Raw genomic sequence first — 21,262 nt, 5'->3', positions numbered from 1 at the left:
TCTCTCCGAGGTGCGGCAGCAGGACAGTGGGTTTGGAGTTGTCCGACCGATCGACCGAACGCAGTTCTCGATCTTCCTGCGGAGAGGAGTCGCGGCTTCGCTGGCGATGCTGGGCAGCAGTGACGACCTCATCAGGTTGCCTGGAGGCGTGACTGGATCAGCAGTGGCACGGCAGATCGTTGCCGAGGTGTTCGATGCGGCCAACAAATCGGGAACCTATGAGTTGTGGTCGTCCGTGAGTGATGTTCTCCCCCTTCTCGTCGAAGCAGCTCCAGATGAGTTCCTTTACCGTGTCGGTGTCGGGCTGCGAGGAATGCATCCGTTACACAGAGCCATGTTCACTGATGATCGCGCGACACCGATCGGCATGCCCACACCATCAGCACACCTCGATTTCGTTCGGGCGCTTGAGATCCTTGCCTGGTCGCCTGACCACTTTGACGATGCCGTGGACGTCCTGGCCAAGCTGGCGGTCATCGATCCGGGCGGCAAGTGGTCAAACAGGCCCGCAGCGAGCCTGACAGGGATATTCAGCTGCTGGCATCCGAACACCACCGCAGACGAAGAGCAGCGCATCGGGGCGTTGCGTCGGCTGCTTCGTAGCACGCCCGATGTAGCCAGGAATCTGTTGGTGTCGTTGATCCCCACCAACCACATGACTCAGACTCCACACTCAGGTCCCCGCTTCCGGGACTGGCGGCGGGAACAGCGCATCACTCATGACGGCCTTCGTCACGCCGTAGGCGACGTCGTCGACATCTTGCTCGAAGACCTCGATGGCGACCCGGATCGGTATCTTTCGGTGATCAGGAAGATCGAGCACGTCTCCTCCGGCCAGAGGGACAGGTTGGCGTGTCAGCTCATCGAGTTGGCTGAGACGATCACGGACGACGATGCCCGCAGGCGCCTGCGGGATGCGTTGCGCGAGAAGATTGCTCATCACCGCGAGTTCGCCACGAGCGATTGGGCTATGCCCGGAGATGAGTTTCGCTGTCTCGAACAGGCTGTGTCCGCCTTGGAACCACGAACGATCATTCTCCATGTCGCCTGGTTGTTCAGCTCTGGAGGTCCGGCCTTGAGCGACCGCTCCAGGCGGGAGGACAGCGCGGCCTACGCCGTTGCGATCCGGGAGCGCCGCGCTGAAGCGATCGGCCAGGTCCTCGCCGAACATGGTCTCACCGGCATCGAAACTCTTGCCCGGATGACTGACTACCCCTATCTGGTGGGCGTGGGTCTGTCGGACCATACATCGGATTTCGACGTGGCCATGCTCGGTAAACTCTCCGACGGGCCGCCCATGCAGACGGTGGCGCACGCGTACCTGCAAACACGGCTGTTCCGTGAGGGCGAGTCCCTACGAGACAGACTACTTGACCTCAGTGGATCACCGGCCGAGCAGGCCGCGATTCTCAACGCCTCAGTTGATGCGCCGTCGGCGTGGCGCGCGCTCCATGGCCTTTCGCCCGAGGTGTCGGAGCTTTACTGGAAGACGTTCTCACATCACGGGATACCTTCCATAGCGACAGACGTGACCGCTGCAGCAGTGGGGTTGCTTGGAGTTCGCAGGTACGCCGCAGTCGTCGATCTGGTGTCGTTGCATGCCGAAGAGATCGACTCGATCGAAGTCGCGGAGTTGGCGGCAACAGCCTGTGAGGGCATGCTCGTCGAGCCTCCCTCTGCCCCGGAGATGCACATGCTCTCCGAGTACGACTTCCAACGCGTCTTTGCGATGCTCGCACGTCATCGAGACACCATCGGACATCAACGTATCGCCACCCTGGAGTGGCACTTGTTTCCCTTCCTGGGATTCCAGGCAGAGGCCCCTACCCTGCATGCCACTTTGAGCGACGAGCCGAGCTTCTTCGTCGAACTCGTCTGTCGTGTCTACAGGCGCGACGACGAAGATCGCACCGAACTCCACGTGGAGAACGAGGAGCGGGAACGAATGGCCACTCGTGCCTTCGAGGTCCTCCGTTCGTGGCGGCGATGCCCTGGTGTCAGCGCCGACGGCACAGTGGACCTTGGCTCGCTTCGTGTGTGGACCGTCGACGCGCGTGAACGTCTGCGGGAGGCAGCTCGTGCTGGCGCCGGAGATAGTCAAATAGGGCAAGCGTTCGCATACGCCCCACCCGACCACGACGACCTGTTTCCTCCTCGTGCCGTACGGGATCTGTTGGAAGAGTTGGCCAGTGAGGACATCGACCGCGGATTGAACATCGGCATCTTCAACAAGCGGGGTGTCGTCGCGCGAGGGATGACCGATGGTGGCGCCCAGGAACAGTCACTTGCAGGTACGTATCGACAACGGGCAGCGGAGTCCAACCTTTGGCCGCGTACACGGCGTATCCTTCGTGACTTGGCCGAAACCTACGAGCACCAGGCCCGTCGGGAGGAGGAGGAAGCCGAGCATCGGCGGCGCGGACTGCCCGATTGACCAAGTTGGCAAACGAGCGACTTGCCTCTGAAACGCGGACCACATTGGCGCGTCGCGTGCGGCAATGCTGTGTCGGTCACTCACACTGGCGTCATGTTGAACGGTCCGGATGAAGAGTCTGTCACCTCAGAGCTACCGCCTCAGGTGATCGGGCGGATTCAGTCTGAGCTCGGAGATCGAGGTAACAAGGTCGTTTCGGCTCTCCGGACCGCTTCCGCGCTTCTGACTTTGGCGCTGCGAGACGAAAGCGGTCTGCGGCTTGCCGAGAGCGCCACTTACAACCTGCGTGAAGCTCTGAATGCAGTGGTGTCCGGCCGCTCGCCTGTTGAGGGTGGTCTTCCGGTAGTGCTCATTGCGTGGCAGCAGTATCAGGACGAGGTCGGCCAAGCCGACAACGACGATGATGCGTCCTTGGAAGCGTTGAAGGCGGTCTTGCGGCGAGCGGCGGAAAACCAGGATCGGAGTTCCTATCATGCTGCGAGACTGCTGGGGTATCTGCGAGACAAGGCGAGGGTCAATCCGATCTCCGGCGCGCTGGATCCCGTCGTCGAGTACGACAGGATCCACAAGAGCGCCAGCAGTGCTCTGCACACGAGCACCGCGCTTGCCGCAGCAGCCGAACTGCACGAGCGGACGGTGGCGTGGTTTGTCCGCATGTTCATGCCGCCGGACGCGGTCGTACTTGCTTTGCGTGACCTCGCTGCCGAGCCTTGGCAGGGCGAGGGACAGATCGTCCGGCTGCGCGGGACGGCGTCGAATCTGCACCACCTGCGACTTTTCCTCGCCGAACTGAAGGACCCTGCATGGCTGCTTCCGTTGCACGTGGCCGAAGTTGCGACTTTGCCCGAAGAAGGAGGGACTTGACCCTGGATGTTGGACACCAGACACACTTGGATCCTGACAATCCGGGTGGACAGGAGTCCCGTTCAGATGGTGATGAAGCACTACCCGCCCGAGTTTCGGGCCGAGGCGGTCGCGCTCTACCGGTCCCGGCCGGGTGCGACGATCAAGTCGGTGGCTCAGGACCTCGGGGTCAATCACGAGACGCTGCGCAACTGGATCCGGCTCGACGACGCGCAGAGCTCCGAGGCACCCGCCGCGGCCGGGGCGGCTCCAGTGGCCCGGGCCTCGCCGGAGGACGAGAACGTCGCGCTGCGCAAGCGGATCCGCGAACTCGAGGAGGAACGCGACATCCTGCGCAAGGCGGCCCGGTATTTCGCGGGGGAGACGCGCTGGTGAACCGCTTCAGGTTCGTCTCCGAGCACCAACGCCGTCACGGCGTCAAGCGGTTGTGCCAGGTCATCGGCCTCGCCAGATCCAGCTACTACCACTGGAAAGCCACCCAACCCGACCGGGCCGCCCGCGCCGCGGACGACGCGGACCTGGCCGCCCGCATCCGCGTCATCCACCGCGAGTCGGCCGGTACCTACGGTGTCCCGCGCGTCACCGCCGAGCTGCACGACACCGGAGATCGCGTCAACCACAAGCGCGTGGCCCGGGTAATGCGGGAGGTCGGCCTGGCCGGGGTGCGGTTGCGCCGCCGGCACCGCACCACCCTCGCCGACCCGGCGGCGGTCAAGGCCCCGGACCTGCTCGGCCGCGACTTCACCGCGCAGACACCGAACGCCCGCTACGTCGGCGACATCACGTATCTGCCGATCGCCGACGGCACGTTCCTCTACCTGGCCACCGTGATGGACCTGTGCTCGCGCCGCCTGGTCGGCTGGGCCGTGGCCGACCACATGCGCGTCGAACTCGTCCTCGACGCCCTGCACGACGCCCGACGCACCAGAGGCAGCCTGGCCGGAGCCGTGTTCCACAGCGACCACGGGGCCCAATACGGCGCCCGAGCCTTCGTCGATGCCTGCCGGACCGCCGGGGTGACCCGTTCCATGGGCGCGGTCGGCAGTTCCGCCGACAACGCCGCCGCCGAAAGCCTCAACGCCTCCTTCAAACGCGAAACCCTCCAAGGCGCCCAGAGTTGGGACAGTGCAAGGGAAGCACGGTTGGCAGTATTCGGCTGGGCGCACCGCTACAACACCCGACGACGCCACTCCCACCTCGGCCAGAAGTCCCCGATCGACTACGAGAACACCCTCATTCCGGCACCGGCTACGCTGACCCACGCCGCATGATCCCGTGTCCAACATCCGGGGTGAAGTCCCGGAAGTCCTTGGCCTGTAAGCGGTCTTCTGGACAACTTGGCGCGGACGAATCCTGCGGAGGTCGCGAAGTTGCTGAAGCTGCTGTTCGACGATGCCAAGCATCAGCCGGGACCGAAGCGACTTGATGCACGCTTCCAACTGCTCATAATGGCCAACCGACTTGGGGCCGAGGGGAGCATCCTCGTCGGTGACATCATCACCGCGCATCCTGATAGCCATCACATCAGGGCGCTCGCGGTTGGTGCCGTCAAGGCCGCGGATCCGACGGACCCGGTCGTTCAGCACGTCGCAAGGGCAGTGTTGACGGGCGACCCGCTGGCCACGGACCAGTACTACTACAAACTGGTGCTCGACCGGTTGGAGGCTGGGCTCACCGCTGACAACTTCGTTGGTCGGTTCGCGATGCTTGTGGCGAAGGTACGTCAAGCCGTCGAGCACGAGCATGCAGGTTGGGTAGCCATGGATATCGCCAGGCTGACCGCTGGGCTCGGAGAGGACGAACGCCACTACCTGGTGATCATTGTTCATCACCTTGCACGACTGGTTGATCGTGCCAGCGAGTTCGACATGACCGTCGCAAAGCTGCTCGAGCGGGTCAGGACCATCCCCGGTCAGGTCGGCGAACGTCTCGTCTCGCAGATCCTCGCGCGGGCTGACGATGTCTCCATGGCGCATAAGATTGAGCACATCTCGCGCCGCCTCAAGTCATCCACCGCCACGGGCGACGATAAGGACTTGGTCGACGTCATCATCGCGGGGAACCCGGATCCGGCCGAGCTGACTGTCTGGCGAGAGGCGCTCGGGACCCCGTCGGCGTTGGACGGCGACGGTTTGCCTGACGACTGGGCGCGCGCGTGGCGTTGGTCGGCCGTTCTTCCAAGTGACTCGCTGCGCGGTTGGGAGGAGCAGATAGCCCGCGTGAGCGAGCTGCACAGTTCACCTGAGTCCGCTTTCGATCGCAGGATCCCCTTGTTCAGCAGCCGTTGGGGGCAATCGGTCTACAGCGTGGAAGAACTCGCAGGCCATCCTGTCGGGGAGGCGGCGACACTGATCGCGCAGTGGCGCCCAAGCGCAGAGGACAAGTGGTCACTGAAGAGCGCGAGACAACTCGCGCGGGCGCTGCAGACTGCGGTCGAGTCAAGTCCCACGCAGTGGTCGGAGGACCCTGTTGGTGTGGTGCGCTCGTTGCGCGAGCCTGTCTATGTCCTTCACTACTTCATTGGTTTGACCACCAAGGCCACGGACGTCACCGCTCACACCGAGACGATCATGACAGGCGCGCAGCTGGTACGCAGGGAACGGTGGGAACCAACGGTCTTGGGAGGCGATGATTTCGACTTCGAACCCGACTGGCACGGTGTGGACACCGCTACCGTTGACCTGATCGCCGCGTTGGCCAACAGCGATGCCCCCTTGCACGCACATCTCGACATGGCATGGGAATGGGCGACAGAACACCTCGATCACGTAGCTCACCCCAGGGATCGAACGATCGAACCGCGCGACGCGTTGACCCAGGCAATCAACAACCGCAGGGGCCGAGGGATGCAGGCAGCAGTCGCCCTGGCAGCGTGGGAGTACCGCAACGGCGGCGCCATCCGCAGTCGCTTCGTCGAGATCCTCGATGAGGTGGTTCGGATTCCTGGGGACGTGGGAATGGAGTTCCGTTCCGTGCTCGCCGAACGGCGGGTACTTCTCGAGTCCATCGCTCGCGAGTGGCTGGACGACAACGTGGGGATCCTCTTCCGGGACGAAACGCACGGGCAGGAGACCTTCAACCTCACCCTCACATACTCCAGTCGTGCAACCCCGTGGTTCTACGACGCGCTTCGCGAGGACCTGTTCGCCGCAGCTCGTCGCGGAGCGAGTAAGGCGGTTTCCTGGCTCATGCTCGGCACGCTACACAGCGTGGAGGGATACAACGCGAACATGATCATCGACAAGTTCCGCGGCACGACCGATCTGCTCGCAACGGCCGCAGAGGACGCCGCGTTCATGGTCCAGGGCAGCGCCGTTGGCGCCCCCGAGTTGGCTGTTGCGGTTGGCTTCTGGCGAGCGCTGCTTAACGCGAAGCGTGCGCACGTGCCAGCGGAAGCGTTGCGCTCGATGGGACGGTGGGCGTTCGTGGACGGCTTGGCCGAGGACGACTGGGCGCAGCTCACGAACGAGACGCTGCAAGTCACCGGAGGCGTCACCGACTATGCCATCGAGGTTGCCGATCGCTGCCGGACCGTTCCGGTGCCGACCGTAAGCACCCAGATTCTGCTGACGCTCCTGGGTAAGGGTGAGCCTTGGGAACAGCACCACATCGCGGGGACCGCGCTCGAAGCGCTTCGTGCGCTGAGCCAGACGCGATCCGATGAAAACTTCGCGGTGCTGCAAACACGACTGATCGAGCTTGGACAGCACGAGGCGGTGGACTTGATTCCGTACGAAGATCGTGACGACACATGACCTCCGACGCCGAGGACTTCCTGGCATGCCGGGAAGTCGAAGGTGGCGTGGCGGCCAGGACGGCCATCTACTTGTGTATTCGATTTGGTTGACGCGTATGTCGTAGACCAGACGCGAAAAGCACGGCAACCGCCTTCGGATGCGACCAGCCTGACCTCGTTGACCATCGCCTGGTCTTGCTGCCGCAGACGTCTTTCCGTCGTTTTGACATCACCAGTTCCTCACCACAAAGCCGCCCGCGTTGCTGGGCAATGACCGTGTCGCAGGGCGTACCAAGGAGAGTCCTGGTTACGCTCCGTGTCGATGTTGTTGCCCCTCGGACCTTGGAGGACGCGTTGGTCGTTTCAACCGAGCTGGAGGTGGCCCCCATGCCGTCACCAGGTGAGGCCATGCTGCGCCGGATGATCGGCCCGCTGGCGCGTGCCGGATGGTTAGAGATCTCCCTCGACGAGTGGTACGACGACGACGATGATGAGACTGCCGAGTCGGCACGTGCGGTGGAGGTGGTCGCCGAACTGGAGCGGTCGGGCTTCCACTTGGTCGTGTCCTGGGATTCGGTGCGGCGGGAGTTGGTCGTCGACGACCGCGTGGACGGTGGTGGGTGGATCGGGGTCCTGCCGTCGTTGTTCCCTCTCGATGACGCCTTGGTCGTCGATCTGTCGGACACTAGGTCTCCGCAGGCGTGCGCCGAGACCGCGCGTCGTGCGTTTGCCGCGGCTGGTCTGCTGGATACGACTCGGATACGAGTGCCCGACGCGGCATCGTCTTTACGGGCCGATCTCGTGCTCCTGCTCATGGCCGAGCACATCTACGACATCGCCAAGCAGCATCGAGGGAGCGATGACGCCGGTGAGGTGTTCGGTTCGTTGGGCGAGGACTTCTCTTGGCGGATCTCCTCCGGGATCCGGGCCTATCCGCTGATTGTTCCCGCTGTCGTCCCGTCCGCTGCGGCGCGTGGTATCGCCGAATGGTGTTGGCGGCGGGAGAGCGTGGTCGAGGAGTGGCACGGCAAGGTGGGCGACCTAACCATGGCGCGTGCCAACATCGCCGCGACCCGCGTGGTTCTTCCACATGTGTATCTGGAAGGGGTCGACTGGTCTGCTGTGCGGGTCGCGCTGACGCTCCCCCGTCGTCGGCTGGGTGACGGTCGCGTTCTTGCCGACCTTTTCGAGGAGGGTTGGGAACCGATTCTCGCCTCGGTCCACCGCCAGGTCGATCTGTGGCAGCGCGCGGATGACGAGCTCGGGCCTCAAACCGTGCTCCGGCTGCTGGCCATGCACGGCTCCCGCACCGAGTCCGTTGGCACGTGGTGGGGATCAGGGCACTACGAAACCCTGACCCGCCAAGCCATCGAATACGCGGAGTCCCAGGGGACGCTTCCTTCCGCGGCCAGCGAGGAGTTCTCCGACGTCGTCCAGTTCGCCGATGCGCTCGCCCATCATCCCGACGCGCTTGACGATGACATCTTGCGCTGGTTGAACCAGGCTGTGCGGGATGAGCAACGCCGACGGCATCCGATCGGCGAACTCGATGGGCCAGCCCTGACATTGCCCGACTGGGCTGTCGAACAACTCAGCGAACTGCTGGCCGACGATGATGGTCCCTCCGACGTCTCCACCACCCGGCGAAACCACGAGGTGCCGTGCGAGAAGACATCCACGATGAGCCCATCGGACTCGGCCCGCTGACTGGGACGTGGTGGCCATCGGGCTCGTGTACGTGACTAGCGCGAGGGTGGTCACCACGTTCGGGACAGCTCCCGAGGTGACGAGAGCTACGAACTTGAATTCGCGGAAACACGCCGTCGCGCACCGACCGCCGTGGGTTGATCAGCTCGGGTGCCGCGAGAGCGGAACAGCTGCCGGAGATCCGGATGGCTTCGGCCTGACGTGCCCTAGGTTCACCGCTTGGCGGTGCTGCGCGGTACCCGTCGCGAAGACCTCTGCTGCGCGTCCGCGGCAACCAGATCCGCTACCCGTCTACGGCTGCGAAGCAAGTCCCAGTCGGCACAACAGATGGCGTCCTGCTGTGTAGCTCATCGCGCACTTCACCATCATCGGCATCAATGTCACCGGCGGGCAGTAGATGGGCGTCGACCAGCAGTGCGGCGATCACGGCGGCCGGGTAGATGACCAGGGTGCCGATGCTCGGTTGGGTTGCCAGCAGGACTCGGTCGCCGATGCCGATGTCGAGGAGTGCTCGCAGGCTGGCCGGGAGATAGATCTGCTGTCGTTCGTCGACGCGGTGTAGGCCGTCGGTCGAGCGTCGCATGTGGACGGTTCCGTGGTCCAGCCAGGAGTGCAGCCCGTCTCCTGTGTGCCATCCCAGTGCTCTGACAAGTATTCGTTGGGAGATCCTGCTTGATCTGTCGACCGTCGCGGCTCCGATCATCACCGCGGCCAGGTCGAGTCGTGGTGGTGGCGTCAGGACAGGGATCTGCTCGATGGCGACGGTGGCGCGGCGTCCTGGGATGGGTGGAACGAACAGCGGGGTGCTCTGCTCGGCCATGTCATCACGCCAGAGTGGTGATAGAGGACGAGTCGCTGTTCGTCGTTGGCACCGGTCGAGGCTCCCGCTGTTGGGCAGTCGATGGTGCTGGTTCGGTGCTCGGGTCGTAGATCGCTGGTCGGTTGGTGGGGCGGGCGTTGGCGAGTGGGTGGGGTTCGCCGGTGTAGGCGGCTAGGGCGGCGGCGAGCTCGGGGAGTTGGGCTCGGGTGTAGAGGGAGGTGGTGTCGTCGTGGTGGTCGGTGTGGCCCGCGTAGGCGTGGGCGATGGCGTGGCCGAAGTGGCGTTCGACCCAGGTGAGGGTGGTGTGGCGGAGCCAGTGGGTGCTGATGCCGCGGGTGGCGGCCCAGGGTAGGTCGGTGCGGACGCGGCCCCAGATGTAGTCGTAGCGGCGACTGGTGATGGGGGCGCCGTCATGGCGGCGTAGTAGTCGCTGTGTGGAGGGGTGTCCGGTGCCGCGGTGGTCGCGGTGGTGCAGCAGGGCGGTGATGAGGGTGGGGCTGGCGGGTTGCCAGCGGGTGGTGTCGTTCTTCTCCCGCAACCGCAGCAGACACCACCGTGGGTCGATGTCGTCCTCGCGCAGGGCGAGGGCTCCGCCGCGGCGGCAGGCTGTTTCGGTGTGCAGGCGGATGAGCAGGGTGTCCAGTGGGGTGTCGTTGCCGCTGGCAGCGACCGCCTCGTTGACCGCGGCCAACTCGGGGGCGGTGAGGGCATGACGGGTGGAGGGGCGGCGCCTGGGTTTGCGGACGCGGGCGGCGGGGTTGTGGTGGGGCGGGAGGAGTTCGTCGTTGACGGCATGCACGTAGAGGGTGCGCATCGCGGCCAGAAGGTGTTCGGCGGTGCTGTGCCCACCACGATCGTTCGAGCGGACACGACGGATGGCGATGTGGTGGCGCATGAGGGCTTCGATATCGGTGGGCGTGACCTGGTCCAGGCGCCGGTCGCCGAACGCGGCGAGGATGTAGGTCCAGTAGATGCCGTAGGTGTTGCGCGCACCCGGTGCCGCGGCAGCGATCACCTCGGGCAGGTAGTCGGCGACGGTGGGGATGTCGCCCGGTACCCACCGCAGGTCCTCGGTGGTGAGGCCGAGTTGGTCGAGCAGGTGTCGGGCTGCGGTGACGGTGGCGGGGTTGGTGCTCATGGTGTGCCTCGATCGAGATGTCGAGGGGGATGTGGTGCGGAGATGTGGATCGCCGGGCAGCCAGTGGAGCGCTCTGATCCGCTGATGGTCAAGTTGTACCAACGATGGTACGGACTGATTGGTCCGAATATACCAACGTTGCCCCCGTGCCCGCATCTCCGGTTCATCCGCAGTTGGCGGAGAACCGTGCCCAGTTCGGACACCGGCTGGCGGCACTGCGGTTGACCGCGGACTGGACCCAGGAGCAGCTGGCCGAGGCGAGCGGGTTCGACCGCAAGACGATCAACCGGATCGAGAACGGCCGTCACAGCCCGAGCCTTGACCGGGTGTTCGTCCTCGCGATCGCGCTGGGTGTGGAGCCCGAGGAACTGTTCCGGTGGAATCAGGACTGACAGCACGGGCACGTCCGATATGAGCGCGGTCGACCCGAACGTATGTCGCCTTCGGGGCGGTCGCGAGTGGTCCGATGCCGGTCCGCCTGACACCTGCGTGACTCCAGATACGGACCTCACGGCCTGAGGTCAACTGCGCGCCCGTTGGTGAGCAGTCGGAGCCGCCGTGGTCTCGTCGACCTTCACGATCGTCTGGGTGGTGTATGCCGACGCGGCGCAGGCGTGATCAGCATGACCGCACCTCCTGGCCGAGCCGGGGACCGTGGGTCCGAGTGGCGGCGGGGAGAGGACTGTTCACTCGCTCGTGGTGGCAGGCGCCACATCTGCGGCGGTTGTCGTCGCGAGGGTTTGGAGTTCATTGGCCTTCGTCTCGACGTTCTCGAAGTTTCGGTATGAGGCGACGATTTCATCGAGGTCTTTTTGCGCGCGTGTCGGATCCCCGTCTTCGAGGGCCCATTCGGCGCGGATCAGTCTGGCTTGCATCTTCTGTTCGATCGCGATGTCCTTGGCGTCGAGGATTCCGGCTATGTCTTGTCGCGCGGAGTCGCTGTCGCCTTGTCGCCTGTGGGCGAGAGCACGACCTGCCAGGGCGATGTAGCGCCGGTCGTAGCTCGTGCCGGACAGGCTCAACACCGATGACCGATCTGCGATGGCGGCTCCGATGTCTCCCTGCTTTTCCAGGATGTCTGCTCGGTTGTTCAACGCGCAGGCGCGGATTTCCGCCGACGCGGACATGGAGCCGATGACCGCGCTGTAGTCCGCTGTGGCCGCTTCGACCTGGCCCAGTTCGCAGAGTGTGATGCCTCTGTTGTTGAGGATCGAATCGTACTCCGACCAGGTGGGGTCACAGTCGATCAGCGCCTCGGTGTAGAGGTCGTGTGCTCGCTGTATGTCGTTCTCCACCCGTACCAGGTTGGCGAACTTGAAGTGAGCGGTCGTGATCAGACGACATGTCCTGTCGACCAGGCCTGCCGCGATGGTGGCGTCGATCCGGCCGAAGACCCAGTCGATGACGGTGTGCTTACTGCGGCCCAGGAGCTGCATGACCGCTACGGCTGGTTCCAGATCGGACAGGGCCGACTTCCCGTCATTGCCGGTCTTGAGCAGGTCGAGCAAGCGAGGGTGGTCGGTGTGGTCCATGACGGCCCGCTCCAGGAAGCCGCGGTAGGCCTCCGGTCGAACCCGTGCCGCGTAGTCCAGTAGTCGGGTGGACGCGAGCACGACGGTCGGTTCGGCGTCGAGCCGATCGAGAACGAACAGTTCACCGACGATGTCAGGACGGACACCATCGACGAGGACGTCGGCTGTTACCGACGGTCCGAGGAGCTGGAAAACCTCAGGGAGCAGGGTCTTAAGTGACTCGGAGTGGAGGTGTAGTGCCTCGAACTCTTCGACGGTCAGGCCTCCAATCGCTGTGGCGAAGAGTCGCAGGTTGTGGGCACGTGCCGCTGACGATGGCGAGTCGACTCGCGAGTCCAGCCAGGCGATCTTTCGTGCGACGACGCGCCGCAGCATGTCGTCGCGGCCGGTCCGCGTCTCGTCCTGGTTCAGCCGATCGATGGTGGCGACTTGCACGAACAGTGGTCGTAGGTCGGGATCCATGTTCTCGGCGCGATCCACGATGTGTTCGACCTGGCCTGCGGCGAGCGGACCGGTGTCCAGGCGGGTGGTCATGCTTCTGACCAGGGTGCGTGCGTCGATGCGGTCCAGTCCGACCATCGGGCGGGGGTTCGCGTACATCGCGGCGGTCACCCGGTAGGACTCTTCCATCCGGTTCGCCCGCTGGGTGGTCGACCACCATTCGCCGGCGGCGCGGCGCTCAAGGATCAGGACCCGTATGGGGAACTCGTGGTGCTGTCGACTGAGCAGGGCCAGCGCGTCGGAGAGCCACTTGCTTCGTTGTGCCGCGTAGTCGACCACGATCAGGGTCGGCTGGAGGGTGTGGAGGGCGTCGAGGCTTGTCTGGTCTCCTTCGCGGAGGAATCCGGCGTGCCAACCCGACTCCGACGCGGACCGGCAGAATTCGACAGCGAGTCGACTCTTGCCCATACCTGCCGGACCGGTCCACACCCACCACGAGAACGACGGCTCGGCTGCGAGGAAGCCAGTCAGTTCCTGCAGTTCCTTCGCTCGCCCGACGTACTCGACTGTGGTGTTGGCGAAGGACAACAGTGACTCGACGGTGTCGAGTGCGGGGAGTGCCAGCTGAAGCGGCCCGCCGCCTGCCCCACCTACGGACAGGTGGCCGATGTAGCCCGCTTGCACCACGTCCCGCGCGTTGCCTGAGACAACGTTGTTCACGGAGGGGTCCGACGGAGTTGGGCCCCACCAACGCCGCCACAGTCTGTCGAGCATTCGGTGATTCTGCCTCAGGGCGGGCTCGCGAACGAGGTTGCCCCGGTGACCCGAAGGCTTCGCTCGTTCCCTGTCGGAGGCATACGCACGACGTTCGAGTGGACGGCCCCACTCGGCCATCCCCAACCGGCTGCGCCCCTACCCCGCCGACGGCACCGTCGTCCGCGGCTACACCACCGGAGCCATCAGCGTCATCGCGGGCGGCGCACCACTGGGCATCACCAACCTCCAAGCTGTCCCCTACACGGGCTGGGTCAACGTCGACAACTGGGCCATCACCCAGCTACCCACCACCCCGACCGACGGCACCCACGTCCGCGGCTACGGCACCGGCAAGGTCTACCGGGTAGAGGACGGCACGGCGCACTTCGTTCCCGCGTGGGGACCGGATGGGCCGCAACCCACCACCGACGTGGACCAGTGGGCCATCACCAACCAGCTGAACGCCGTCACCTGATCGCCGAGTGAGCCACCACCGACTACGGGACAGAGAGTTCTGACCATGCGGAAGGCGCACGAAGGAGTAGTTCGATCGTCAGGTTGGTGCGGTGCAGGACATCAGGTGGGGTGCTGTCGACGGAACAGATCGGGGGAGAATGCTCCGCCGACAGCAGTCATGGAGTCAGGACAGCCTGAGGGTGAGGGCTTCCAGTTCGTCGTGCAGCGAGGCGGGCAGTTTGTCGCCGATCTTGTCGAACCACTCTTGGATGAGCGGGAGTTCGGCCCGCCAGTCCGTGGCATCGACGCTCAGCAGGTCAAGGAGGTCATGGGTCGAGATGTCCAGGCCGTCCACGTCGAGTGCGCCGGGTGTGGGCACGTAGCCGATCGGGGTCTCCACGGCCGCGGCGGTGCCCTCGATGCGTTCGACGGCCCACTTGAGCACTCGGGAGTTCTCGCCGAACCCAGGCCATAGGAAGCGCTTGTCCTCGCCGCGGTGGAACCAGTTGACATGGAAGATCTTCGGCAGCTTGGTGGCGTCGGAGTGCTTGCCGGTGTCGATCCAGTGCTGGAGGTAGTCGCCGACGTGGTAACCGATGAACGGCAGCATCGCCATCGGGTCGCGACGCACCACACCGACTTCGCCGACTGCGGCGGCGGTGGTTTCGCTGGACAGGGTGGCGCCCAGGAACACGCCGTGCTGCCAACTGCGGGACTCGGTGATCAGCGGCATGGTGCCCGCGCGGCGGCCGCCGAAGAAGATCGCCGAGATCGGGACGCCCTTCGGGTCGTCGAACTCCGGGGCGGTGATGGGGCACTGGGTGATCGGCGTGCAGTAGCGGGAGTTGGGGTGGGCGGCGGGTTCGCCTGATTCAGGCGTCCAGTCCTGCTTCTTCCACGAGGTCGCGTGGGCCGGGGGTTCGCCCATGCCTTCCCACCACACGTCGCCGTCGTCGGTGAGTGCGACGTTGGTGAACAGCGTGTTGCCCTGCTCGACGGTGCGCATCGCGTTGGGGTTGGTGTTCCAGTCGGTGCCCGGCGCGACGCCGAAGAACCCGAACTCGGGGTTGACCGCGTAGAGGCGGCCGTCCTCGCCGAAGCGCATCCAGGCGATGTCGTCGCCCAGTGTCTGCACCGTCCAGCCGGGAATGGTCGGCGCCAGCATCGCGAGGTTCGTCTTGCCGCACGCGGAGGGGAACGCGGCGGCGATGTAGTGGACCTTCCGTTCCGGCGAGGTCAGTTTCAGGATGAGCATGTGCTCGGCCAGCCAACCCTCGTCCCGAGCCATCACCGAGGCGATCCGCAGGGAGTAGCACTTCTTGCCCAGCAACGAGTTGCCGCCGTAACCGGAGCCGTAGGACCAGATGGTCCGCTCCTCCGGGAAGTGGCTGATGTACTTGGTCGTGTCACACGGCCAAGGGACATCCTGCTGACCTGGTGCCAGAGGGGCACCCACCGAGTGCAGGCACGGGACGAAGTCACGCTCACGGCCCTCGTCATCGACGAACGCGGCGAGTGCGGCGGCGCCCATGCGGGTCATCACGCGCATCGATACGGCCACGTAGGCGGAGTCGGTGATCTCCACGCCGAGCTTGGGATCGTCGTCGCCCAGTGGTCCCATGCAGAACGGGACGACGTACATCGTGCGGCCCCGCATCGCCCCCCGGAACTCCTCGGTCATGATGATCTTCATGTCGACCGGATCCATCCAGTTGTTGGTGGGTCCGGCGTCCTCGGGGTCTTCCGAGCAGATGTACGTGCGTTCCTCGACCCTGGCCACGTCCGCAGGGTCCGAGGCGCACCAGAACGAGTTCGGTTTCTTCGTCAGGGCGACCAGCGTGCCCGCTTGGACCAACTGTGCGGTGAGCCGGTCCCATTCCCGGTCCGAGCCGTCGCACCACACCACTTGATCGGGTGTGGTCAGTTCGGCCACCTCGCGCACCCAGGCCAGCAAGCGCCGGTGAGTGGTGGGTGCCCGGTCGAGCTCGGGGATGGTTGTCGCCGTCATTACTGCGGCTCCTCACGAGTGCGTCAGCATCACTGAAGTAATCGGTAGAACGAATACTTCGACCCTACTGCCGACCACGCTAATCCCGACATTGAACAAGTGTGTCTTTCAGCTCACAGGCGTATTGTGAATCGATTAAGAAATAGTTGACAACAAATCGCGAAGGTTCCAGGGAAGAATTCGCCGGAGGATGATGCAGCCCTCACACCAGGTAAGACTTGAACGTGCACCGCGCATCCGGATACCGGTTCGCGATGTCACGAGATCCGCACCCCCACGAACATTCCATCACCTGAAGGAATTCATTGACGATCGATATCGGCGATTCACACCGCCACAAGGAACGCCGAGTGGCGGCACATGCCCGTAACCGGTCCCTTCAGGGATGCGAAAGTACGCAACCGGCGGCGTGGGCGACGTTGTCGACGACAGCAGGGTCGACAAGGTCCGGTCACAAGCTTCCCTGCGGGGTCGAGGTCATCGGCGCCACCGCGCAGGCACGGCAGAGCGCGACGTCCAGTACCGGTTCCGGTGCGTGAGCCATCGCGGCGAGCAGACCGGGCAGAGCGAGCAGGTGGCAGGTCGGATCGTCGAGGGTGATCGTGACCGAACCTCCCGGCCCCTGAGGGATGTCGGCGGTCCCGGAAGCCTCGGTCAGCAGGTCGACGACGACATGAGCGCTTCGAGTGATGCGGCGCAACGGGAATCCCAGGGCATCGGTTCGGTTCCAGCTGACGATGTCGCCGACTCCGCAAACCATCAGCAGTGCGCGGAGTTCGGGCAGTTGTTCGGCACCGGCGATCACCACACGGCTGGACGAGGGCGTGCGGTCGGCACGGGCAAGGGTGGCCAACACGGCCGCGGCCAGGATGGTGGCGGCCGTGTCCTGGTCGGTGACCACCGGTACTACTCCCACCGTGCGCAGCACCTCTTGGGCGACGCGAGCGCGGCCGGGATCGGTGTGGGTCAGGAAGACCATGCCGATGTCGACGGGAAATCCGCGTACGCTCGCGGCGAGGTGTACGGCATTGCGAGCGGCGACCGCAAGTGGGTGCGCCCTGAGCCCGGTGAGGTCGTGGATCATTGTCGCGTAGTCGGCCAGCACCAGGTCCATGGGGACCGACGCGATCCGGCGGCCTCCGTGTCGCGGGTTGCTGCCGTCGCTGACCACCGCGACGGCCTCGGACACCATGCGCGGGCGAACCTGTCGTGATCGGGTCGCCGAAGACCACCCGACCGATGCGGAACTGAGGGTGCCGCGAGTCGTCACGACGCGCACTCCACTCGTAACTCGGTAAGAAGTTCCCCTTGACCGGCGGCCAGGCCCGCCAGGACCTCCCGGGCGGTCTCGAGCAGCACGTCGACCTCGATGATGCTCAACGAGTACTGCACGGTGTTGCCGTCGCGGCGGGTGGAGACCAGTCCGGCGCCGCGCAGGATGGCCAGTTGCTGCGACAACCGGGAGGCGTCGATCGCGATGTCGGCCAGCAGGTAGCGCACCGGCTGGGGACCATCGCGGAGCAGTTCCAGTACCCGGATCCGGACCGGGTTGCCCAAAGCGCGGAACAGTTCGGCCGTGACCTGGTGCAGGGACACCATCAGGCGTAGTCCACGGCCATGGACAGCGAGGCCTCGGGTACCCAGCCCGTGGTGTCCACGGAGTTGCGTTCGGCGCGGTCGAGCAGGTCGAGCAACCGGGCGCTGTGTAGATGGACTTCGAAGGGAAGACCGGCCTGCTGGGCGGCTTCCAATGACCGCTGGGTGGTCTCCATCTCCTCGCGCAGGACCGCGGTGAACGCGCTCATCGTCTTCATGCCGCTCTCCTTCCCCGTCCGCCGCCGGGCGGACACACCATCGGACGGAACCTCTTAATACTCTTCGCACTTAAAGATTTTCGCAAGTCTGGAGTTGCGCGATTTACGTCACGACCTTCGGATCGGGTCGGTGGGGCGCGGGTGCGAGCTACAGGTCGTTTTCCGCGTAGGAGAGGTTGAAACTCTTGTTGGCCAGGGGGAAGTCCGGGACGATCGTGTCCGTCAGCGCGACCGGGAGCGCGGGCCAGTTGAAGAAACTGGGGTCGACGATCTTCACCCGGCTGAGCGTGCCGTCGGCGGCGAGTTGGACGCGGTGGACGCGGTGGACGCGGTGGACGCGGTGGACGCGGTGGACGCGGTGGACGCGGTGGACGCGGTGGACGCGGTGGACGCGGTGGACGATGGTGCCCCGCCAGCCTTCGACGATCCCGACGCCCGATCGGGGTTTCCCCGGTGCGGGAAGCGGATCGGTGGGCGTGCTTCCGCGGTGGTCGCCCAGGTCGCCTGCCAGTGCGGTGATCAGCCCGACCGAGACCGCGGCCTCCTCCGCGCGAACCAGGAACCGCGACAGCACGTCGCCTTCGGTGTGGCCGTGCACGGTGCGGGGGAACTCGGAGCTGAGGAACGGGTGGTCGTGACGCGCGTCCACCGCAAGTCCGCTGGCGCGTGCCACGTACCCGAGGGCGTCCAGGTCCGCGGCTTGGTCACGGGTGAGCACTGCCGTGCCGGTGAACCGGTCGCGCACCACGCTCTGCTCCAGTGCCAGGGCGACGATCTCCGCGATGTCGGAGCCGATGACCCCGAGCTGCCGGAGGTCGGGTAGCCGCAGGATCACGGCGCCACCGGGGTGGATGGCGCCGCGCAGGAGTCGGTGGCCGGTGACGGTGTCGTTGACCCTCAGGAGTTGTTCCCGGATCCGTTGGGCGTGGGCGTTGAGGATGCCGTAGCCGACGTCGTTGCACAGGGCACCGATGTCGGTGATGTGGTTGTAGAGGCGTCCAGCTCACGCAGGATTCCCCGGACCCGTTGTGCCCCTTGGGGTACGAGGAGGTTGTGGGCGTCCTCCACCGCTTGGCAGAACGCCAGGGTGTGCCCGACAACGGTGTCGCCGCTGACGCGTTCGGTCAACTCGAGCGCCTGCTCGGGGCGTCGGCGTCGTACACCGGACCGAACGCCGACCCGATCTCCACCTCGCAGCCGTTGCACGACCCGGCGTCCACGTGTCGGATCTGCACCGAGCCGCCCAGATCCACCGCCGCGGCGGGCCTGGCACCGACAGGCCGCAGAGGCGCGGGTTCCGCGATCCGCCCGGTCCTGCGGATCTTGCGCCACAACGTCAGCACGATCCTGCTCCGATCACTGGATGTGGAAATTCCATCCGTCGGCGCCCGAGCAGGCGTCGGACGGACAGCGATCTGGCCGGAGCTCGACTACCCCGATTTCCTGGCCCTGGGGGAGCTCGCACCCGACGCCGACGCGGCGACGGAAGGGGTGGGGGTGCGGAGGTCCTCCAGCATCTCGATCTGCCCGGCCAGCACACCGGTCAGGATCGCGCGTGCGGCGGTCAGCAATTCCGCGATCTTGGGACTGGTCAACGTGTAGTAGACGTTCGAGCCTTCCTTGCGAGTGGACACCAGTCCGGCTCGCCGCAACACGGCGAGTTGCTGTGACAGGTTCGCCGGTTCGATCCCGACCTCCGGCAGCAACTCCCCCACGGCGTGCTCGCGTTCACTGAGCAGTTCGAGCACCCGGATCCGGGCAGGGTGCCCCAGGGTCTTGAAGAATTCGGCTTTGAGTTGATACAGCGGCCTACTCACTCCGACCAACCCCCCGCAGGTCGACGCCCATCGGCCTCGACACCCTGGGCGCCCAGTTCGGTGACACGATTGTCGCCATGCCGTCGTCCTTCCTTCTCCGGACGCTGGGTCCAGACTGCCCATGCAGGACTCAGCAATTGCAGACCTTAGCAAGTGGCGAAGGATGGGGTGTCGTCGGCTCGTTGAGCCGGTACGCGTGCCTATGGCCGACGGACTCGGACATCGAGGAACGCCCAGGCCACCGCATGTCGCCTCTCCTGCGGAACTCGGCCACGAGCGGGGACGGAGTCATGGGATCGTGCGGTCGGCCGGGTTTGACGACCGGTCGGACAGCGCTGCCGGAGCGAGATCGACGACTCGGGGGCCGGTGTACCGGACGGCGGCACCGATCTTGCGGGCCGGTGCGCGTGAGATCCGGTACTCGATGATGTCGAGGCGAGCCGGAGGCGATCGGACATAGGGACGGGGCTCGGATCTTCATCCGTGGCTCAGCACTTACCGTCGCCCGGTGGTCACACGCCTCGGGCATCTCGTCTTCGTGCGTCCACCACCCCGCCAGGCGTTTCGACGCGGAACACGCGCTCGAGCAAGCACTCTTGGCTTCCAGGTCGGCGCTTGCCGAGGATTGGTTTCGGAGCACAGTTCGAGTCGAGGACGGTGGACGCGGTCATCGTGGGGATCCTTGCGGATGCAGGGCCAGGGTTGCGGCGTCGGCGATCCGTTCGACCAAGGGGTGGTCCGGTCGACGGGGCACCTGCTCGCCGGCAGGGGTACCCGCCGCGAGGGCGAGTGCGCAGGCGTGCTGGATGTCGATCGTCAGCCTCGCGTCCGGATGCCGGGCGAACGCCAGGAGCAGACCAGGCAGAGCCAACAACGGGTCACGTCCCGTGTCGGGCACGATCACGGCAGGCGCGGCGTGCCGCGACCATGCGAAACGCCCTCCGCTACCGACCAGGTTGACGACGGCGTCCGCTCCCGAGGCGATACGAGGCAAGGGAAAGGTGAAGGCGTCTACGGGGTTCCAGGTGGTGATGTCGCCGATCCCGGCCATCAGCACGAGCTCGCACAGCGTCGGCATGGTGTGTGCGCTGGTGATCACGATGCTGCTGTCATGGGGTGCGCGACCGGCACGGGACAGCGTGGTCAACAACGCAGCGGTCAAGGCGATCGCAGTGGTGTCCTGATCGGTGATGATCGGCAGTCCGGCCGCGAGGTCGCGCACTCGCTGCATACGCTCGGGCGAGGTGCGGGCGAGGAAGACGATGTCGACGTCGAGACGAACGGCGTGCAGGCCGTAGTCGGTCGGGATGACTCGGGTCGACAGCCCGGCCAAGTCCTCGATGACGGTCGCGTATCGATGCAGCATGGCCGTCGTGGCGCCGATTCCGCCAACCACCGCCACTACCGGTCGGTCGGGCTGTTCGCGTGCGATCACCACGTGTGTTCCACCCTCGATACGGCCGGGGGCCGCTCCTGTCCGAGAGCAGAATTCGCCAGGACTTCATGGGCGGCACGCAGCACGCCGGCTACCTCATCCGAGCTGAGCGAATACTCCACCGCGGTGCCGACATGCCGGGCGATCACCAGTCCGGTGCCTCGAAGAACCGCGAGTTGGTGGGACAACGCCGATTCCTCGATCGCCATCGACTCCAGTGAGGTGATCTCACCAACGTTGAAGGCCTGACGGAGTCAGCCGAACGCTTGGCCATGCGACCCGAGGCACAACAGAGCCTGAGAGC

Annotated in this window: 18 protein-coding genes; 6 read left to right on the top strand and 12 right to left on the bottom strand. The window is 65.3% G+C overall.

All coding sequences use genetic code 11. The features are described from left to right. Window positions 1–10: 10 nt before the first annotated feature. The 5 genes from RM788_RS43055 to RM788_RS43035 all read left to right on the top strand — a co-directional run bounded on the left by RM788_RS43055 (window position 11) and on the right by RM788_RS43035 (window position 8,741). A complete protein-coding gene (locus tag RM788_RS43055; protein WP_315926174.1) occupies window positions 11–2,434 on the top strand; it encodes a hypothetical protein in 2,424 nt (807 codons plus the stop codon). A 93-nt stretch (window positions 2,435–2,527) separates the two neighbouring features. Beyond that, window positions 2,528–3,298, top strand: coding sequence for a hypothetical protein (locus tag RM788_RS43050; RefSeq protein WP_315926172.1), 771 nt, complete (start codon window positions 2,528–2,530; stop codon window positions 3,296–3,298). Between the two features lie 66 nt (window positions 3,299–3,364). Beyond that, a protein-coding gene (locus tag RM788_RS43045; RefSeq protein WP_315926170.1) for an IS3 family transposase occupies window positions 3,365–4,569 on the top strand; the annotation gives its coding sequence in 2 pieces (ribosomal slippage) (window positions 3,365–3,656 and window positions 3,656–4,569; 1,206 coding nt in all). 99 nt (window positions 4,570–4,668) lie between these two features. After that, window positions 4,669–7,053 (top strand): hypothetical protein, encoded by a 2,385-nt coding sequence (locus RM788_RS43040; protein ID WP_315926167.1) that lies wholly within the window; start codon window positions 4,669–4,671, stop codon window positions 7,051–7,053. 389 nt (window positions 7,054–7,442) lie between these two features. Beyond that, window positions 7,443–8,741: a hypothetical protein gene (locus RM788_RS43035; RefSeq protein WP_315926166.1), complete on the top strand. Its 1,299-nt coding sequence runs from the start codon at window positions 7,443–7,445 to the stop codon at window positions 8,739–8,741. 283 nt (window positions 8,742–9,024) lie between these two features. Here the strand turns inward: RM788_RS43035 and RM788_RS43030 are convergent, their stop codons facing one another. Further along, window positions 9,025–9,561, bottom strand: a complete 537-nt coding sequence (locus RM788_RS43030; RefSeq protein ID WP_315926164.1) for an AbrB/MazE/SpoVT family DNA-binding domain-containing protein — start codon at window positions 9,559–9,561, stop codon at window positions 9,025–9,027. A 4-nt stretch (window positions 9,562–9,565) separates the two neighbouring features. Beyond that, on the bottom strand, window positions 9,566–10,699 hold the full coding sequence (locus tag RM788_RS43025) for a tyrosine-type recombinase/integrase (protein WP_315926162.1): 1,134 nt from the start codon (window positions 10,697–10,699) through the stop codon (window positions 9,566–9,568). Between the two features lie 146 nt (window positions 10,700–10,845). Between RM788_RS43025 and RM788_RS43020 the strand changes: the two genes are divergently transcribed. Beyond that, a complete protein-coding gene (locus RM788_RS43020) occupies window positions 10,846–11,091 on the top strand; it encodes a helix-turn-helix transcriptional regulator (RefSeq protein ID WP_315926160.1) in 246 nt (81 codons plus the stop codon). Window positions 11,092–11,385: 294 nt separating this feature from the next. Here the strand turns inward: RM788_RS43020 and RM788_RS43015 are convergent, their stop codons facing one another. From RM788_RS43015 to RM788_RS42970, 10 genes are all read right to left on the bottom strand, one after another. Next, a complete protein-coding gene (locus RM788_RS43015) occupies window positions 11,386–13,392 on the bottom strand; it encodes a hypothetical protein (RefSeq protein WP_315926158.1) in 2,007 nt (668 codons plus the stop codon). 676 nt (window positions 13,393–14,068) lie between these two features. After that, entirely contained in the window at window positions 14,069–15,892 is a 1,824-nt protein-coding gene (locus tag RM788_RS43010) for a phosphoenolpyruvate carboxykinase (GTP) (RefSeq protein ID WP_315926156.1), read from the bottom strand. A gap of 451 nt (window positions 15,893–16,343) precedes the next feature. Beyond that, on the bottom strand, window positions 16,344–17,084 hold the full coding sequence (locus tag RM788_RS43005; RefSeq protein ID WP_315926154.1) for a hypothetical protein: 741 nt from the start codon (window positions 17,082–17,084) through the stop codon (window positions 16,344–16,346). A gap of 74 nt (window positions 17,085–17,158) precedes the next feature. After that, on the bottom strand, window positions 17,159–17,491 hold the full coding sequence (locus RM788_RS43000; protein ID WP_315926153.1) for an ArsR/SmtB family transcription factor: 333 nt from the start codon (window positions 17,489–17,491) through the stop codon (window positions 17,159–17,161). Next, the gene (locus RM788_RS42995; RefSeq protein ID WP_315926151.1) at window positions 17,491–17,706 is read right to left on the bottom strand and encodes a hypothetical protein; all 216 of its coding nucleotides are present in this window, start codon (window positions 17,704–17,706) and stop codon (window positions 17,491–17,493) included. Before RM788_RS42995 ends, RM788_RS43000 begins: the two co-directional genes overlap by 1 nt. A 148-nt stretch (window positions 17,707–17,854) precedes the next feature. Continuing rightward, window positions 17,855–18,607 (bottom strand): NADH-quinone oxidoreductase subunit D-related protein, encoded by a 753-nt coding sequence (locus RM788_RS42990; protein WP_315934896.1) that lies wholly within the window; start codon window positions 18,605–18,607, stop codon window positions 17,855–17,857. A gap of 223 nt (window positions 18,608–18,830) precedes the next feature. After that, window positions 18,831–19,049, bottom strand: a complete 219-nt coding sequence (locus RM788_RS42985) for a hypothetical protein (RefSeq protein ID WP_315926149.1) — start codon at window positions 19,047–19,049, stop codon at window positions 18,831–18,833. An 87-nt stretch (window positions 19,050–19,136) separates the two neighbouring features. Continuing rightward, window positions 19,137–19,523: an ArsR/SmtB family transcription factor gene (locus tag RM788_RS42980; RefSeq protein WP_315926147.1), complete on the bottom strand. Its 387-nt coding sequence runs from the start codon at window positions 19,521–19,523 to the stop codon at window positions 19,137–19,139. 667 nt (window positions 19,524–20,190) lie between these two features. Continuing rightward, window positions 20,191–20,961 (bottom strand): hypothetical protein, encoded by a 771-nt coding sequence (locus tag RM788_RS42975; protein ID WP_315926145.1) that lies wholly within the window; start codon window positions 20,959–20,961, stop codon window positions 20,191–20,193. Continuing rightward, window positions 20,955–21,167, bottom strand: coding sequence for an ArsR/SmtB family transcription factor (locus tag RM788_RS42970; protein WP_315926143.1), 213 nt, complete (start codon window positions 21,165–21,167; stop codon window positions 20,955–20,957). Before RM788_RS42970 ends, RM788_RS42975 begins: the two co-directional genes overlap by 7 nt. Window positions 21,168–21,262 lie beyond the last annotated feature (95 nt).

Source organism: Umezawaea sp. Da 62-37 (assembly GCF_032460545.1).
GTDB lineage: Bacteria > Actinomycetota > Actinomycetes > Mycobacteriales > Pseudonocardiaceae > Umezawaea.
Note: the sequence above shows the minus strand (reverse complement) of the source record. Positions and strands in the feature narration are given on the sequence as shown.

Excerpts from the sequence above, each read along its gene's own strand:
- RM788_RS43050 (WP_315926172.1), top strand. The coding sequence starts at position 2,528 with ATGTTGAACGGTCCGGATGAAGAGTCTGTCACCTCAGAGCTACCGCCT.
- RM788_RS43035 (WP_315926166.1), top strand. The coding sequence starts at position 7,443 with ATGCTGCGCCGGATGATCGGCCCGCTGGCGCGTGCCGGATGGTTAGAG.
- RM788_RS43030 (WP_315926164.1), bottom strand. The coding sequence starts at position 9,561 with ATGGCCGAGCAGAGCACCCCGCTGTTCGTTCCACCCATCCCAGGACGC.
- RM788_RS43025 (WP_315926162.1), bottom strand. The coding sequence starts at position 10,699 with ATGAGCACCAACCCCGCCACCGTCACCGCAGCCCGACACCTGCTCGAC.
- RM788_RS43010 (WP_315926156.1), bottom strand. The coding sequence starts at position 15,892 with ATGACGGCGACAACCATCCCCGAGCTCGACCGGGCACCCACCACTCAC.
- RM788_RS43005 (WP_315926154.1), bottom strand. The coding sequence starts at position 17,084 with ATGGTGTCCGAGGCCGTCGCGGTGGTCAGCGACGGCAGCAACCCGCGA.
- RM788_RS43000 (WP_315926153.1), bottom strand. The coding sequence starts at position 17,491 with ATGGTGTCCCTGCACCAGGTCACGGCCGAACTGTTCCGCGCTTTGGGC.
- RM788_RS42995 (WP_315926151.1), bottom strand. The coding sequence starts at position 17,706 with ATGAAGACGATGAGCGCGTTCACCGCGGTCCTGCGCGAGGAGATGGAG.
- RM788_RS42970 (WP_315926143.1), bottom strand. The coding sequence starts at position 21,167 with ATGGCGATCGAGGAATCGGCGTTGTCCCACCAACTCGCGGTTCTTCGA.